Source organism: Citrobacter sp. Cu096 (assembly GCF_030332285.1).
Classification (GTDB): Bacteria; Pseudomonadota; Gammaproteobacteria; order Enterobacterales; family Enterobacteriaceae; genus Citrobacter; species Citrobacter meridianamericanus.
The window spans coordinates 516883-532349 of sequence record NZ_JAOWID010000018.1 but is presented as its reverse complement, the minus strand read 5'-3'; the positions used below and the strand labels follow the sequence as shown (position 1 = coordinate 532349).

14 protein-coding genes are annotated in these 15467 nt (G+C 52.8%); 8 read left to right on the top strand and 6 right to left on the bottom strand.

The window, feature by feature from the left end; all coding sequences use genetic code 11:
• Positions 1–348 precede the first annotated feature (348 nt).
• From map to OGX99_RS03890, 4 genes are all read left to right on the top strand, one after another.
• Positions 349–1143, top strand: coding sequence for a type I methionyl aminopeptidase (map, locus tag OGX99_RS03905; protein ID WP_151216791.1), 795 nt, complete (start codon positions 349–351; stop codon positions 1141–1143).
• A 238-nt stretch (positions 1144–1381) separates the two neighbouring features.
• Entirely contained in the window at positions 1382–4054 is a 2673-nt protein-coding gene (gene glnD / locus OGX99_RS03900; RefSeq protein WP_151224583.1) for a bifunctional uridylyltransferase/uridylyl-removing protein GlnD, read from the top strand.
• 31 nt (positions 4055–4085) lie between these two features.
• Positions 4086–4910 (top strand): 2,3,4,5-tetrahydropyridine-2,6-dicarboxylate N-succinyltransferase, encoded by an 825-nt coding sequence (gene dapD / locus OGX99_RS03895; protein ID WP_003837532.1) that lies wholly within the window; start codon positions 4086–4088, stop codon positions 4908–4910.
• Between the two features lie 109 nt (positions 4911–5019).
• On the top strand, positions 5020–5406 hold the full coding sequence (locus OGX99_RS03890) for a DUF3461 family protein (RefSeq protein ID WP_003018562.1): 387 nt from the start codon (positions 5020–5022) through the stop codon (positions 5404–5406).
• A gap of 86 nt (positions 5407–5492) precedes the next feature.
• Here OGX99_RS03890 and cdaR read toward each other — a convergent pair whose 3' ends face one another.
• The 3 genes from cdaR to dgt all read right to left on the bottom strand — a co-directional run bounded on the left by cdaR (position 5493) and on the right by dgt (position 9878).
• The gene (cdaR, locus tag OGX99_RS03885) at positions 5493–6650 is read right to left on the bottom strand and encodes a DNA-binding transcriptional regulator CdaR (RefSeq protein WP_151216789.1); all 1158 of its coding nucleotides are present in this window, start codon (positions 6648–6650) and stop codon (positions 5493–5495) included.
• Between the two features lie 147 nt (positions 6651–6797).
• Entirely contained in the window at positions 6798–8231 is a 1434-nt protein-coding gene (gene degP / locus OGX99_RS03880; RefSeq protein ID WP_187253755.1) for a serine endoprotease DegP, read from the bottom strand.
• A 129-nt stretch (positions 8232–8360) separates the two neighbouring features.
• The gene (gene dgt / locus OGX99_RS03875) at positions 8361–9878 is read right to left on the bottom strand and encodes a dGTPase (protein WP_151216788.1); all 1518 of its coding nucleotides are present in this window, start codon (positions 9876–9878) and stop codon (positions 8361–8363) included.
• A gap of 83 nt (positions 9879–9961) precedes the next feature.
• On the opposite strand from dgt, the gene mtnN reads away from it, so the two are divergent.
• From mtnN to OGX99_RS03860, 3 genes are read left to right on the top strand one after another with little or no spacing between them, the layout of a single operon-like run.
• On the top strand, positions 9962–10660 hold the full coding sequence (mtnN, locus tag OGX99_RS03870; RefSeq protein ID WP_286542723.1) for a 5'-methylthioadenosine/S-adenosylhomocysteine nucleosidase: 699 nt from the start codon (positions 9962–9964) through the stop codon (positions 10658–10660).
• A complete protein-coding gene (gene btuF, locus OGX99_RS03865) occupies positions 10653–11453 on the top strand; it encodes a vitamin B12 ABC transporter substrate-binding protein BtuF (RefSeq protein ID WP_151216787.1) in 801 nt (266 codons plus the stop codon). Before mtnN ends, btuF begins: the two co-directional genes overlap by 8 nt.
• 35 nt (positions 11454–11488) lie before the next feature.
• Complete coding sequence (locus OGX99_RS03860) at positions 11489–12112, top strand: TRIC cation channel family protein (protein ID WP_151216786.1); 624 nt, start codon at positions 11489–11491, stop codon at positions 12110–12112.
• Between the two features lie 43 nt (positions 12113–12155).
• Here OGX99_RS03860 and erpA read toward each other — a convergent pair whose 3' ends face one another.
• Genes erpA through clcA form a run of 3 tightly spaced genes read right to left on the bottom strand, consistent with a single transcriptional unit; the run spans position 12156 to position 14003 of the window.
• Entirely contained in the window at positions 12156–12500 is a 345-nt protein-coding gene (gene erpA, locus OGX99_RS03855; protein WP_003018581.1) for an iron-sulfur cluster insertion protein ErpA, read from the bottom strand.
• Positions 12493–12558, bottom strand: a complete 66-nt coding sequence (gene yadW, locus OGX99_RS03850; protein ID WP_122973801.1) for a small protein YadW — start codon at positions 12556–12558, stop codon at positions 12493–12495. The genes erpA and yadW overlap by 8 nt, the downstream gene beginning before the upstream one ends.
• Before the next feature lie 23 nt (positions 12559–12581).
• Positions 12582–14003 (bottom strand): H(+)/Cl(-) exchange transporter ClcA, encoded by a 1422-nt coding sequence (gene clcA, locus OGX99_RS03845; RefSeq protein WP_151224580.1) that lies wholly within the window; start codon positions 14001–14003, stop codon positions 12582–12584.
• Between the two features lie 168 nt (positions 14004–14171).
• Here clcA and hemL point away from each other — a divergent pair, with 168 nt between their 5' ends.
• Positions 14172–15452, top strand: a complete 1281-nt coding sequence (gene hemL / locus OGX99_RS03840) for a glutamate-1-semialdehyde 2,1-aminomutase (RefSeq protein ID WP_151216785.1) — start codon at positions 14172–14174, stop codon at positions 15450–15452.
• The last annotated feature ends 15 nt before the right edge of the window (positions 15453–15467 follow it).

The following is a 15467-nucleotide window of genomic DNA, read 5'->3' as shown; positions in this document are numbered from 1 at the left end:
GTTACACAAAGTGAGATTTGTCGCTCCCGTCCATCGTGTGTAGTCTTCGAACGGATCGGAAGTCCGGCGCGCTTTATACCACAAATACGCCGCCGACACCAATAATTGTTGGCACTGTGTGCTGAATGAACGATGAATTTCGTGTTACAGGAAGGCGGCAAATTTTCGAATCTCCGGGAGCTTACATGTAGTAAGTGAGCGGAGTGAAAAAATAGAGCTAACGCACCTGTGGCACGAAAGGCGAAGTTCAGAATGATTCTCAATTTGGCAGGGTACACCCCTGACTGATACCATTGGCAGCACTTAAACAATTATTGCCGATATCATCGGTACTGATGGACAGAATTCATGGCTATCTCAATCAAGACCCCTGAAGAAATCGAAAAAATGCGCGTCGCTGGTCGCCTGGCCGCTGATGTACTGGAAATGATCGAACCATTTGTTAAACCGGGCGTCAGCACTGGCGAGCTGGATCGCATCTGTAATGACTACATCGTGAACGAGCAGCAGGCTATTTCCGCATGCCTTGGCTACCACGGTTATCCGAAATCCGTGTGCATCTCTATTAATGAGGTGGTGTGCCACGGGATCCCGGACGACGCCAAACTCCTGAAAGACGGTGATATCGTCAACATTGACGTCACCGTAATTAAAGACGAATTCCACGGCGACACCTCGAAAATGTTCATCGTCGGCAAACCTACCATTTTGGGCGAGCGTCTGTGCCGCGTCACGCAGGAAAGCCTGTACCTGGCGCTGCGGATGGTTAAACCGGGTATTCGCCTGCGCACACTGGGCGCTGCGATTCAGAAATATGCGGAAGGCGAAGGGTTCTCTGTGGTCCGTGAATACTGCGGTCACGGCATCGGTCGCGGCTTCCATGAAGAACCGCAGGTTCTGCATTACGATGCAGACGACGGCGGCGTGGTACTGCAGCCGGGCATGACCTTCACCGTAGAACCTATGCTGAATGCCGGTGATTACCGCATCCGCACCATGAAAGACGGCTGGACGGTAAAAACCAAAGACCGGAGCTTGTCTGCTCAGTACGAGCATACTATTGTGGTGACGGAAAACGGCTGTGAAATTCTGACGTTACGCAAGGATGACACCATCCCGGCGATCATCACACACGGCGAATAATGTTTTGCCTGATGGCGATGCCCCTGCATCTTATCAGGCCTACAAGTTGCACCTTTACTCAAAATCATTCGAATTGATTCAAGACGGCAAGAGAGTGAACCTCCAGAAGCGTACAAAAGTACGTGACTGGAGTGAACGAGCGCAGCCAACGCAGAAGCAGCTTGAAGGATGAAGAGTAAATCCGTAGGCCGGGTAAGGCGCATTAGCCGCCATCCGGCTTTTTAATGGGTGGCGCAAAATGAATACTCTTCCTGAACAGCACGCAAATACTGCCCTCCCCACCCTGCCTGGCCAACCGCAAAATCCCGGAACCTGGCCGCAGCACGACCTCAACTGTCCCGGCATTAAAGCGCATATCGACGCGTTCCAGCACTGGTTAGGTGAAGCGTTTGACAGCGGGATCTCCGCTGAACAGCTGATTGAGGCCCGCACCGAGTTTATTGACCAGTTGCTTCAGCGTCTGTGGATTGAAGCTGGTTTTGGTCAAATTGCCGACCTGGCGCTGGTTGCAGTTGGCGGTTACGGACGCGGCGAACTGCATCCGCTTTCCGATATTGACCTGCTAATCCTCAGTCGTAAAAAGCTCCCTGACGCGCAGGCCGAAAAAGTCGGCGAGTTGTTAACGCTGCTGTGGGACGTGAGGCTCGAGGTTGGGCACAGCGTGCGCACGCTGGAAGAGTGTCTGCTGGAAGGATTGTCAGACTTAACCGTCGCCACCAACCTGATAGAAACACGCCTGCTGATTGGCGACGTGGCGCTGTTTCTTGAGCTACAAAAGCATATTTTTAGCGAAGGTTTCTGGCCGTCCGATAAATTTTACGCCGCCAAAGTGGAAGAGCAAAATCAGCGCCACCAACGCTATCACGGCACGAGCTACAACCTGGAGCCGGATATCAAAAGCAGCCCCGGCGGCCTGCGCGATATTCATACTCTGCAATGGGTCGCCCGCCGCCATTTTGGCGCTACCTCGCTGGATGAAATGGTCGGCTTTGGCTTCCTGACGCTGGCAGAACGCGCCGAATTGAATGAATGTCTACACATCCTCTGGCGCATTCGCTTTGCCCTGCATCTGGAGGTCAGTCGCTACGATAACCGCCTGCTGTTTGATCGTCAGCTCAGCGTGGCGCAACGCCTGAACTACGGCGGTGAAGGCAACGAGCCAATCGAGCGGATGATGAAAGACTATTTCCGCGTTACGCGGCGGGTCAGCGAATTGAACCACATGCTGCTGCAGCTATTTGACGAGGCAATCCTCGCCCTGCCCGCCGATGAAAAACCTCGTCCGATTGACGACGACTTTCAACTACGCGGCTCGTTGATTGATCTGCGCAACGACGACCTGTTTATCCGCAAACCCGAAGCGATATTGCGGATGTTTTACATCATGGTGCGTAACAGCGCGATCGCTGGGATTTACTCCACCACGCTGCGCCATCTGCGTCATGCCCGCCGTCATTTAACCCAGCCGCTGTGCTACATCCCGGAAGCGCGCTCACTGTTTCTGAGTATGTTGCGCCATCCGGGAGCAGTGAGTCGCGGCCTGCTGCCGATGCATCGCCATAGCGTTTTGTGGGCCTATATGCCGCAATGGTCACATATTGTCGGCCAAATGCAGTTTGACCTGTTTCATGCCTACACGGTGGATGAACACACCATCCGCGTGATGCTCAAGCTGGAAAGTTTTGCTAACGAAGAGACCCGCCCGCGCCATCCGCTGTGCGTGGATCTGTGGCCGCGCTTGCGACAACCTGAACTGATTCTGATTGCCGCGCTGTTCCACGATATCGCTAAAGGTCGCGGCGGCGATCACTCGGTTCTCGGCGCCCAGGACGTGCTCAAATTCGCCGAACTGCACGGTCTGAACTCACGTGAAACGCAGCTGATCGTCTGGCTGGTGCGTCAGCATTTGCTGATGTCGGTGACCGCTCAGCGCCGTGATATTCAGGATCCGGAAGTGATCAAGCAATTCGCTGAAGAAGTACAAACGGAACACCGTCTGCGCTTTTTAGTGTGCCTGACCGTCGCGGATATTTGCGCTACTAACGAAACGCTGTGGAATAGCTGGAAGCAAAGTTTGCTGCGTGAGTTGTACTTTGCGACGGAAAAACAGCTACGTCGCGGGATGCAAAACACGCCGGATATGCGCGAACGCGTTCGCCATCATCAGCTTCAGGCGCTGGCGCTACTGCGTATGGATAACATTGATGAAGAAGCGCTGCACCACATCTGGTCGCGCTGTCGCGCCAACTATTTCGTGCGCCACAGCCCAAATCAACTGGCCTGGCATGCGCGTCATCTGCTGCAACACGATCTCAGTAAGCCGCTAATCCTGCTCAGCCCGCAGGCCACGCGCGGCGGAACGGAAATTTTCATTTGGAGCCCCGATCGCCCTTACCTGTTTGCCGCCGTTTGCGCCGAACTGGACAGGCGCAATCTAAGCGTCCACGATGCGCAGATCTTTACCACCCGCGATGGGATGGCGATGGATACGTTCATTGTACTGGAGCCGGACGGTAGCCCGCTGTCGTCAGACCGACACGAAGCGATCCGTTTTGGACTGGAACAGGCGATCACGCAGCGGAGCTGGCAGCCGCCGCAGCCGCGTCGCCAACCGGCAAAATTACGCCACTTTACCGTCGATACCGAGGTCACTTTCCTGCCGACCCATACCGACCGAAAATCATTCCTTGAGCTTATCGCCCTCGACCAGCCAGGACTGCTGGCGCGGGTCGGGCAAATTTTTGCCGATCTGGGAATTTCGCTGCATGGCGCCCGAATTACAACCATTGGCGAGCGAGTAGAAGATTTATTCATAATCGCCACTGCCGACCGGCGCGCCCTTAATAATGAGCTGCAGCAGGAAGTACATCAACGGTTGACAGAGGCCCTCAATCCAAACGATAAAGGGTAATGTTTTTATTTATTATGGAAAGAGTTTAACAATGCAGCAGTTACAGAACGTTATTGAGTCCGCTTTCGAGCGCCGTGCCGACATTACTCCGGCAAATGTAGATACCGTAACCCGCGAAGCGGTAAATCAGGTTATTGCTTTACTGGATTCCGGTGCACTGCGCGTCGCAGAGAAGATTGAGGGTCAGTGGGTCACGCATCAGTGGCTGAAAAAGGCGGTCCTGCTCTCTTTCCGTATTAACGATAATCAGGTTATCGAGGGTGCGGAAAGTCGTTACTTCGATAAAGTACCGATGAAATTCGCCAACTATGATGAAGCACGCTTCCAGAAAGAGGGTTTCCGCGTGGTTCCGCCAGCAGCAGTACGTCAGGGTGCGTTTATCGCACGTAACACCGTACTGATGCCTTCTTACGTAAACATCGGCGCTTATGTTGATGAAGGTACAATGGTTGATACCTGGGCGACCGTGGGTTCCTGCGCGCAAATCGGTAAAAACGTTCACCTGTCCGGTGGCGTTGGCATCGGCGGCGTACTGGAGCCGTTACAGGCTAACCCGACCATCATCGAGGACAACTGCTTCATCGGCGCGCGCTCTGAAGTGGTTGAAGGCGTGATCGTCGAAGAAGGCTCTGTTATCTCTATGGGCGTGTACATCGGTCAAAGCACCCGTATTTACGATCGCGAAACCGGCGAAGTGCATTATGGCCGCGTTCCGGCAGGCTCTGTGGTTGTCTCCGGCAACCTGCCGTCGAAAGATGGCAAATATAGCCTGTACTGCGCGGTAATTGTGAAGAAAGTCGATGCCAAAACGCGTGGCAAAGTAGGAATCAACGAACTGTTACGCACCATCGACTAACAGTGATTTGAAAAAGCGGGCTTAGCCCGCTTTTTTTACATCTACGAGTGGCATAAACAAGGCTTTTCGTTAATTATTCAATGGTTATAGTGAGCTTAAGGGTACCGCTATGTATGACAATCTGAAAAGTCTGGGCATTACTAATCCTGAAGAAATCGATCGTTACAGCCTGCGGCAAGAAGCCAACAACGATATCCTGAAAATCTATTTCCAGAAGGATAAAGGTGAGTTTTTTGCCAAGAGCGTGAAGTTCAAATATCCCCGTCAGCGTAAAACGGTTGTCGCCGATGGCGTCGGCCAGGGTTACAAAGAAGTGCAGGAGATCAGCCCCAACCTGCGTTATGTGATCGACGAACTGGATCAGATCTGCCAGCGCGATCGCAGCGAAGTCGATCTTAAACGCAAGATCCTCGATGATTTACGTCATCTGGAAAGCGTCGTGACCAACAAGATCAGCGAAATTGAAGCCGATCTGGAAAAGCTAACGCGTAAATAACCGCGAGTGAATGTGTTCGTATGCCGGGTAAGGCGAAGCCGCCCCCGGCATTTTGCCTGATAAGCGTAGCGCCAACAGGCAAGAAATTAATGCTGCTCATCCAACTGTAACGCGACATACAGAAGCAGTCGGTCGTCAAAATTCCCTAAATCCAGCCCGGTCAGCTCTGAAATTCGGTTCAGGCGATATTCCAGCGTATTGCGGTGGATAAATAACGCTTTTGAGGTCGCCAGCGGCTGAACGTTATGCCGAAACCACGCCGCTAATGTGCGACGCAGTAAGCCGTTGTTATCCATTGCTTTCAGCCGTACCAGCGGACGCGCCAGCTCGTTAGCCTGCCAGCCACCGCGCAAACTGTCCAGCAGCACCGGCAGCATTAAATCCTGGTAGAAATAGCTACGGCTTTCCGGCATCCGTTGCTTACCGACCATCATGGTCGTGCGCGCCGTACGATACGAGCGGGCAATACTGCCAGGCCCGGTAAAATAGTTGCCCAGCGACACGCGAAAACGCAGCTGTCCGTTCTCTTTCATGCGAGCAATGAGCTGCTCAACCCGCTTGCGATGATCCTCAGCGTCCCAGCGGCCAAACTGATTGAGAGCCGGTTTCAACACCACCATCTCGGTCAAAGAAACAATCGCAATCAGATTATTACGTTCGGGCGTAGTCAATGCGCTCTGCAATTGCTGTAACTCCGCCATCGCACTATCAACACCAAGCTGACCGCTATCGACCTCCACCACAGCCACCACACGCGGCTGGTTTAAATCAATGCCTAATCGCTGCGCCCATTCCATCAGCGCTGGGGTATTCTCTTCTGCCTGGATCAGGTTCATCACCAGTTCTTCACGCAGGCGACTATCCTGCGCTAACAGATGCATCAGACGCGACTGCTCCAGCATCATTTCCGCAGTCATACACACCAGTTCGCCATACTTGCGCAGATGTTCCGGTTCGCCGGTAAGCCCGATAACGCCAACGATTTCGCCTTCAAGACGCAACGGCAGGTTTATCCCCTGCCGCACACCGTGTAAATGCCGGGCCACCGCATCGTCAATGTCCACCACCCGACCCTGCGAAAGCACCAGCAGCGCACCTTCGTGCAATTCACCAATACGTTCGCGATCGCCGCTGCCAATGATCCGCCCACGGGCATCCATTACGTTGATATTGGTATCAATAATGCGCATGGTTCGCGCTACGATATCCTGTGCCATTTTGGTATCAAGATGCCAGCCAGCCATAAACTCCTCCTGTGAGCAGAGCTCAAGCATAGGGAAGATAATAAGCGGCGACATTGTGCAAATGCACAAAGCAGAAGGGATAAATATGGAGTTGTGGGAGGTATCACAAAAAGAACCCCTTCCTGTGCAGGAAGGGGTTGAGGGAGATTACTGCATCAACAGATAGATGGAGCTGTCGCCACGCTGAATGTTCAGCGCCAGTACAGCCGGTTTGCTCTCGAGGATTTTGCGCAGTTCGGCGATGTTTTTCACCGGCTGTTGGTTCGCACCGATAATCACATCACCTTTCTTCAGGCCGATCTGTGCAGCCGGACTATTCGGTTTAACGTCGCTAACCACGACCCCTTTGTCCTGACCTTTGTTGCTCATATCAGCACCTTCAATGCCTTTGAAGATAGAGCTGGAATCAACCTGAGTCTGGCTGCTCTGCTGCAGTTCCAGATTCACGGTGACTGGCTTACCGTCGCGCAGCAGGCCAAGGCTAATTTTGCTGCCTACCGGCATCGTCCCCACTTGCGCACGCAGAGCGGCAAAGCTGCTGATAGGTTTACCGTTCAGGGAGGTAATCACATCCCCGGCTTTAATACCTGCTTTCGCTGCCGAAGAGTTTGGCATCACCTGGCTGACAAATGCGCCGCGCTGAGCGTCAACTTTCATCGCTTTCGCCAGCTCAGAGCTCAGCTCGGTCCCCATAATACCCAGCTCACCACGTTTAACCTGGCCAAACTCAACCATCTGCGAAGTCAGGTTTTTCACCATGTTGCTTGGGATCGCAAAACCGATACCGATGTTACCGCCGTCCGGTGCGAGGATCGCGGTGTTAATGCCGATTAGCTCGCCGTTCAAATTGACCAGCGCACCACCGGAGTTACCCCGGTTAATCGCGGCATCCGTCTGAATAAAGTTTTCGTAGTTCTCCGCGTTCAGGCCGCTACGCCCCAGCGCAGAAACGATACCGGAAGTCACGGTCTCACCGAGGCCAAACGGATTACCAATCGCCACGGTGTAATCCCCCACGCGTAACGCGTCGGAATCTGCCAGCTTAATTGCTGTCAGGTTTTTCGGATCCTGAATTTGGATCAGCGCGATATCAGAACGTGGATCTTTACCCACGATCTTCGCGTCAAATTTACGACCATCGCTCAACTGGACTTTAATCACCGTGGCATTATCCACCACGTGATTGTTAGTCACGACATATCCTTTCGCAGCATCAATAATTACGCCGGAACCCAGCGCCATAAATTTCTGCTGCTGGCCGCCGCCATTGTCAGCACCCGGCGCGCCGCCCTGGCAGAACGGTGAACTCTGGAACGGAGAACCGTCCTGACAGAACGGTGAATTATCACCAAAGAACTGCTGGAAATTACGCGGCATACGCGGCGTATTCACCGTCGTGCTCCCCTCGACGTTAATACTTACCACCGATGGCATCACTTTTTCGAGCATCGGGGCCAGGCTTGGCATCTGTTGGGCGGTCATTGCTGAAGACGACGTCTCAGCCGCAGTTGCAGACAGAGGGGACAACGCCAAGCCTAAACTCAGAGCCAGTGCACTCATTGCTAATGTGGTTTTTTTCATGTGTTTCGTTCTCGATTAACAGGTAACGCAAAATTGCTGTATACGTCAGAGTCGTTTTATAGCGCTAAGTTCCAGAATTGAGTTTAAGGAAAAAGTAAAATTTTATTGGTCGTCTTTACAAATGAGTATTTATTGTTCTACGGCCATCAAGCGACGATATTCATCCCAGGCATACAAATCTGTCATACCGCTGATATAATCCTGAATCAGCCGGCAGCGATAATAATATTCCAGTACCGAAAACTCAGCGCAACCTGTTGATATTTTACTAACCGCCTCTACATAAGCAAGACGATGGCGAGTAGACAACTTCTGAAATAATCGTGATTCGATAGGGAAACGTTTAACTCTTTCATTGTCGACCAGTTCAGTAAAATCTGACTGGGACATTTTTAATAAAGGCTGATAGATCTCCAGCAACCCGCTGATGACTCGGTAGCCCTGCAATTCCAGTTGCTCAACGTCTGGATGGCTAAACACATGTTTTACCGCCACGTTTTTATAGACACCCAGCAACTGACTGAAGCTACTCGCATCTTCTAACAGCGCGTGATTAAAGCTACCCGCAAAAATCTGCGGTAAATTATCAATAAACCGCTGGGCCGCATACGGCACCAGTTTATTCAGCGTATTGACGCGTAAATACATAAAGAACTGATCTTCGGTGCTGCGGCTTAATGTATTTGAACGTGATTTTTCCCAGGCGTTCTCAACAACCTGACTAAACAGGGAACCCTTTTCATGGTGTCCCCACGCCTCATACAAATGGTGATAAAGTTGCTCGACGCTGAAGATTCTTTTCTCAACGGCATCCTCAAGATCGGCTACGCAATAAGAGATATCGTCGGCAGCTTCCATAATCCAGGTTAATGGAAAACGACTGTAAGGCGCTAATGATAATTCTTTACGCAACCGCTCAATATACGGTTCCTCGGAAAGATAATAGCCCGGTTTCTTCATTAAATAGTTATGTGTTTCAGGTGTACTGCCGCGCCACCATGCCGGACGGGTATATTTTAAAATACCGCCAACCTGCGCCCAGGTAAGATTCATTCGCATCAAAGTATGCACCAGACGAATACCCTGCGCATTGCCTTCAAAATGACAGAGATCCTGACGCACCTTGCGGCGAATATCATTCAGCGACTCTTCGCCTTCGCGTAAACGTAGCGCCGCAACCAGGCAGCGGTCGTCGCTAAGGGGCTGACTTTCCGCGTCGGCGGGATACAGTCGCTGGCGGAACCAGTCATTGATCGCCGCTTCACCAAAATGGCCAAACGGTGGATTCCCGATGTCATGCATCAGGCACGACATTTCGACAATACTCTCAAACGGCCCCGTCAGTTCATCCAGGCCATACTGCTCCAGCAGCTTGAGTTCTTTCAGCCGACTGAGGATCTCTTTCGCGATATAGCGCCCAACCTGCTGAACTTCCATCGAGTGCGTCAGGCGCGTGCGCACCGCGGCATTACGCTCCAGCGGAAAGACCTGGGTTTTTTGCTGCAGCCGGCGAATAGCAGGAGAGTTGATAATACGTCCACGATCGCTTTCAAAAATACGCAGGATCTCATGCTCCGTCTTCATGCCCTGCGGCGAACGGTAACGACGATGCCAGTTTATTTTTTTTCGGAAATCGATCTGTACCATATCCTCTCCCGCCTGAGAAATGCGCTACCCCTTAAGCGCATGATAGACTATGCCCTCAAATCTGGCTTATCGCGAGTAAATCTATGAAAATCGGCATCATTGGTGCAATGGAAGAAGAAGTTACGCTGCTGCGTGACAAAATCGAAAACCGTCAGACCATCGCTATCGGCGGTTGTGAAATTTATACCGGCCAACTGAACGGTACTGAGGTTGCGCTACTGAAATCGGGTATCGGTAAAGTGGCTGCGGCGCTGGGCGCAACGCTACTGCTCGAACGCTGCAAACCAGATGCCATCATTAATACCGGTTCCGCGGGCGGCCTGGCCTCTACGCTGAAAGTTGGTGATATTGTGGTTTCTGACGAAGCGCGTTATCACGACGCTGACGTCACCGCCTTTGGCTATGAATTTGGTCAGCTCCCGGGTTGCCCGGCAGGTTTTAAAGCCGATCCCGCACTTATCGCTGCGGCGGAATCCTGCATCGCAGAACTCAACCTGAACGCTGTTCGTGGTCTTATCGTCAGCGGTGACGCCTTCATTAACGGTTCTGTTGGTCTGGCAAAAATTCAGCATAACTTCCCACAGGCCATTGCCGTAGAAATGGAAGCCACTGCAATTGCGCACGTTTGCCATAACTTTAACGTGCCGTTTGTCGTGGTTCGCGCCATCTCTGACGTCGCCGATCAGCAGTCCCACCTTAGCTTTGACGAGTTCCTGGTGGTTGCCGCCAAACAGTCAAGCCTGATGGTTGAAACGCTGGTGCAGAAACTGGCGCATGGCTAAATCATTCTCCAGGGCGCTGGTCGCCCTGCTTTTCACTCTCCCGGCGTTCCTTTACGCCGCGCCGCGTGTTGTGACGCTTTCTCCTGCCAATACCGAACTTGCCTTTGCCGCTGGCATTACGCCCGTAGGCGTCAGCAGCTACTCGAACTATCCGCCCGAAGCGAAAAATATCGAAGAGGTATCAACCTGGCAAGGCATGAATCTTGAACGCATTGTGGCGCTCAAACCGGATTTAGTCGTCGCCTGGCGCGGGGGCAATGCTGAACGCCAGGTGAATCAATTGACCGCCCTGGGAATTAAGGTCATCTGGGTGGATGCCGTTACCATTGAGCAAGTCGCTGATGCGCTCCGCCAGCTGGCAGCGTGGAGCCCTAAACCTGAGCAGGCCAAACAGGCGGCGCAAACCCTGCTTGATGATTATGCTTTACTAAAATCTCAGTATGGCAACAAACCCAAAAAACGGGTGTTTCTCCAGTTTGGCGCAAATCCTCTGTTTACCAGTGGAAAAGGCTCCATTCAGCACGAGGTTCTTGAGGTATGCGGCGGAGAAAACATCTTTGCCGGCAGCCGGGTTCCCTGGCCACAGGTTAGTCGCGAGCAGGTCCTGGCACGCGCCCCTCAGGCAATTGTTGCAACCGGAGGTCCGGGCGAAACTCTGAAAATTGAGCAATACTGGGGAAACCAGCTAAAAATTCCCGTTATTACGCTGAATAGTGACTGGTTCGAACGCGCGAGCCCGCGTATTATCCTCGCCGCAAAACAACTCTGTAATGCGCTTTCACAAGTGAAATAGAGCCTGCCTGTCGGGCTATCAGTGGGGATTCGACAATGCTCGTCTATTGGCTTGATATTGTAGGCACTGCGGTATTTGCTATCTCTGGCGTATTACTGGCCGGAAAATTACGTATGGACCCGTTTGGTGTCCTGGTTCTTGGCGTGGTTACCGCCGTTGGCGGCGGTACAATCCGCGATATGGCGCTGGATAATGGGCCAGTTTTTTGGGTTAAGGATCCGACCGATCTGGTCGTGGCGATGATCACCAGCATGCTGACGATCGTACTGGTACGCCAGCCCAGACGAATACCTAAGTGGATCCTTCCGGTGCTCGATGCCGTTGGCCTGGCGGTGTTTGTAGGTATTGGTGTAAATAAAGCGTTTCTCGCCGGAACCGGGCCGTTAGTGGCGATTTGTATGGGAGTGATTACCGGCGTCGGCGGCGGGATCATTCGCGACGTGTTAGCACGTGAAGTTCCGATGATTTTGCGCACCGAAATCTACGCCACCGCGTGTATTATCGGCGGGATCGTGCATGCGACGGCGTTTTATACTTTTAATGTTTCGCTGGAAAACGCCAGTATGATGGGAATGGTTGTCACCCTGCTAATTCGGCTTGCCGCTATTCGCTGGCATTTGAAATTACCCACGTTTGCGCTGGATGATAACAGCAGATAGCAAAAAGCCGTGTCATTAACACGGCTTTTTCATTCTCGCATACTTAAATGCTGAAAGAAGAACCACACCCGCAGGTGCTTTTCGCATTCGGGTTAGTCACAACGAAGCGGGAACCTTCCAGGCCTTCGGTATAGTCAACCGCGCCGCCCACCAGATATTGCAGGCTCATTGGGTCAACGACCAGACCAACACCTTGTTTCTCAATGGTCATATCACCATCGTTTACCTGATCGTCAAAGGTGAAACCGTACTGGAAACCGCTGCAACCACCGCCAGTGATATACACGCGTAATTTCAGATTCGGGTTATCTTCGTCAGCGATCAGGCTTTTTACTTTATTGGCTGCTGCTTCAGTAAATTGCAGTGGCAGCGCTACGTCATCACTCATATTTTGCTCCAAACGACATCGGCAATTGGGTAAATTTCAACCCAATATTTTGGGCCATTATCTAATACCCTGGTATTTCGTTCAAGTATTCTCGCCCGTGGCGGCACTCTGGCTTTTTGCCGCCTGCTCCGCTTCCTGTTTCGCCAGCGTACGGGCAAGGATTGTCGAGTATAGCGGCTTCCCGCCCATAAATTGGGCTAATAGTGTTGCGCCAAGACAGGTAATAATCATTGGCAAAATGAGCTGATAGTTATCGGTCATTTCCAGTACCAGTATAATGCCCGTTAACGGCGCGCGCACCGAGGCCGCCAACAATGCCCCCATACCGGCAATGGCAAAGGTTCCGGCCTCCAGATGATAATGGGGAAACGAGGCCGCTGCTGCCATACCGAACGCGGTGCCAAGTAACGTGCCTAATGCCAACATCGGGGCAAATATCCCGCCTGGCGCGCCGGACGAGAAGCACAGCAACGTGGTAATGACGCGGGCAATAAAGATAAACAGCAGTAAACCAACGCTGAAATTCCCTGCCGCAGCGATAGGTATCAGGTTAAACCCGCCACCAGCCGCTTCAGGCGTAATTAAGCCAAGGATCCCGCACAGACCGCCGATCGCACCGCCCATCAGCACCCATTTTTTGAGATCGCCGCCGTGGAAACGCTGGAACATATCCTGAGTCCGCAACACCATGGTGTTGAACAACGGTCCGACACAGCCAAAAATAATCCCCAGGACCAGATACAACCACAGCGTGTTCACTGGCGCATTGGAGAGTTTACCAACCTCAATGAGCGGGGCCTCGCCGTTGAAAACACGAAACACAATGCTCGACATGATGACGCCGGTAAACACGGCTTTGATCGACACAAGGCTATAGCGAAACTGCGGGCGCATCTCTTCAATAATGAACAGGATCCCCGCCAGCGGAGCGTTAAACGCCGCCGAAAGCCCCGCAGCCGCGCCGGTCGCCAGCAGAGTATGCCGCGCCTCAGCGCTGCGCATGCGGAAAATATCCAGCACCATGCGCCCAATATTACCGCCAATCTGTACGGTCGGTCCTTCACGTCCGAGCACCATACCGGCACCCAGCGTACCCATACCGCCGAAAAATTTCACCGGCAGTACGCGCCACCAGCGCACAGGCCGCAGCTCTTCCAGCGCGCCTTCAATCTCTGGTATCCCTGAGCCGCCCGCTTCTGGGGCAAATTTACGCACCAGAAAGTAGCCGACCATCGCCAGCAATGCAGAGAGAATAAACGCCAGAGGCCACACCAGAACGGCATGGTCGGCAACCTGAACCAGCGCGCCAATGCGTTGATTCTGTACCCAAGTCACCGCTTTCTCAAATGCCACGCCAACCAACCCTGTTACGGTACCAACTACCGCTGCCATCAACAGGATCGCCAACGGCGTTTTGTCTCGTTCCAGGAGTCGACGGATTTGATCCCTACGGCGTAAACGCACAATTTGCTGTGCTTCAAAAGAGGGAGTGTCTGTCTTCATCAGATGATCATTAATTGGTAATACAAATACGAAATCGGCATTCTACTCGCACATTTCACGAAAATCCCCTGCAAATCGCATTGTTTCAAATGCGTAAAACTTTCATAACCTTCGCTGAATAACTAGAATAGCCCGCATTCACTTTTTCTACGAACCAGGACCCCATCCATGAGTAAGTCTGAAAACCTCTACAACGCAGCACGCGAACTTATCCCCGGCGGTGTTAACTCCCCCGTTCGCGCCTTTACCGGCGTGGGTGGCACTCCGTTGTTTATTGAAAAAGCCGACGGCGCGTATCTGTACGATGTCGATGGTAAAGCCTATATCGATTACGTCGGATCCTGGGGACCGATGGTACTGGGTCATAACCATCCGGCAATCCGTAATGCGGTGATTGAAGCCGCAGAGCGCGGTTTAAGCTTCGGCGCACCAACCGAGATGGAAGTGAAAATGGCGGAGCTGGTCACTGAACTCGTGCCGACCATGGACATGGTGCGTATGGTGAACTCCGGTACGGAAGCGACAATGAGCGCCATCCGCCTGGCGCGCGGTTTCACCGGCCGCGATAAGATCATCAAATTTGAAGGCTGCTACCACGGTCATGCCGATTGCCTGCTGGTCAAAGCCGGTTCCGGCGCGTTAACGCTGGGTCAGCCGAATTCTCCAGGCGTTCCGGCTGATTTCGCGAAACACACCCTGACCTGCACTTATAACGATCTCGTTTCAGTACGTGCGGCATTTGAACAATATCCTCAGGAGATCGCCTGCATCATCGTTGAGCCAGTCGCAGGTAACATGAACTGTATCCCGCCGCTGCCGGAATTCCTGCCGGGCCTGCGTGCACTGTGCGATGAGTTCGGTGCGCTGTTGATTATCGATGAAGTGATGACCGGTTTCCGCGTAGCGCTGGCCGGTGCGCAGGATTATTACGGTGTCGTGCCGGATCTCACCTGCCTGGGTAAAATCATCGGTGGCGGCATGCCCGTTGGCGCATTCGGCGGCCGTCGCGATGTGATGGACGCACTGGCACCGACCGGACCAGTTTACCAGGCGGGTACGCTTTCCGGTAACCCGATTGCGATGGCGGCAGGTTTTGCCTGTCTGACCGAAGTGGCCCAACCGGGTATTCATGAAACGCTGAACGAACTGACGACACGTCTGGCGGAAGGTCTACTGGAAGCCGCCGAGGAAGCAAACATTCCGCTGGTGGTTAACCATGTGGGTGGGATGTTCGGGATTTTCTTCACCGATGCCGAAACCGTGACCTGCTATCAGGACGTAATGGCGTGCGATGTTGAACGCTTCAAGCGTTTCTTCCATATGATGTTGGATGAAGGTGTTTATCTGGCGCCGTCCGCCTTCGAAGCGGGCTTTATGTCCGTGGCGCACAGCGAAGACGATATCAATAACACCATCGACGCCGCGCGTCGGGTATTTGCAAAGTTGTGATCCATTCGCCTCGCC

What these genes read in the sequence shown, in the direction of transcription:
- OGX99_RS03890 (WP_003018562.1), top strand. Translation starts at nt 5,020, where the DNA reads ATGTATGACAATCTGAAAAGTCTGGGCATTACTAATCCTGAAGAAATC.
- cdaR (WP_151216789.1), bottom strand. Translation starts at nt 6,650, where the DNA reads ATGGCTGGCTGGCATCTTGATACCAAAATGGCACAGGATATCGTAGCG.
- OGX99_RS03860 (WP_151216786.1), top strand. Translation starts at nt 11,489, where the DNA reads ATGCTCGTCTATTGGCTTGATATTGTAGGCACTGCGGTATTTGCTATC.
- mtnN (WP_286542723.1), top strand. Translation starts at nt 9,962, where the DNA reads ATGAAAATCGGCATCATTGGTGCAATGGAAGAAGAAGTTACGCTGCTG.
- btuF (WP_151216787.1), top strand. Translation starts at nt 10,653, where the DNA reads ATGGCTAAATCATTCTCCAGGGCGCTGGTCGCCCTGCTTTTCACTCTC.
- erpA (WP_003018581.1), bottom strand. Translation starts at nt 12,500, where the DNA reads ATGAGTGATGACGTAGCGCTGCCACTGCAATTTACTGAAGCAGCAGCC.
- hemL (WP_151216785.1), top strand. Translation starts at nt 14,172, where the DNA reads ATGAGTAAGTCTGAAAACCTCTACAACGCAGCACGCGAACTTATCCCC.
- clcA (WP_151224580.1), bottom strand. Translation starts at nt 14,003, where the DNA reads ATGAAGACAGACACTCCCTCTTTTGAAGCACAGCAAATTGTGCGTTTA.
- dgt (WP_151216788.1), bottom strand. Translation starts at nt 9,878, where the DNA reads ATGGTACAGATCGATTTCCGAAAAAAAATAAACTGGCATCGTCGTTAC.
- dapD (WP_003837532.1), top strand. Translation starts at nt 4,086, where the DNA reads ATGCAGCAGTTACAGAACGTTATTGAGTCCGCTTTCGAGCGCCGTGCC.
- map (WP_151216791.1), top strand. Translation starts at nt 349, where the DNA reads ATGGCTATCTCAATCAAGACCCCTGAAGAAATCGAAAAAATGCGCGTC.
- degP (WP_187253755.1), bottom strand. Translation starts at nt 8,231, where the DNA reads ATGAAAAAAACCACATTAGCAATGAGTGCACTGGCTCTGAGTTTAGGC.
- glnD (WP_151224583.1), top strand. Translation starts at nt 1,382, where the DNA reads ATGAATACTCTTCCTGAACAGCACGCAAATACTGCCCTCCCCACCCTG.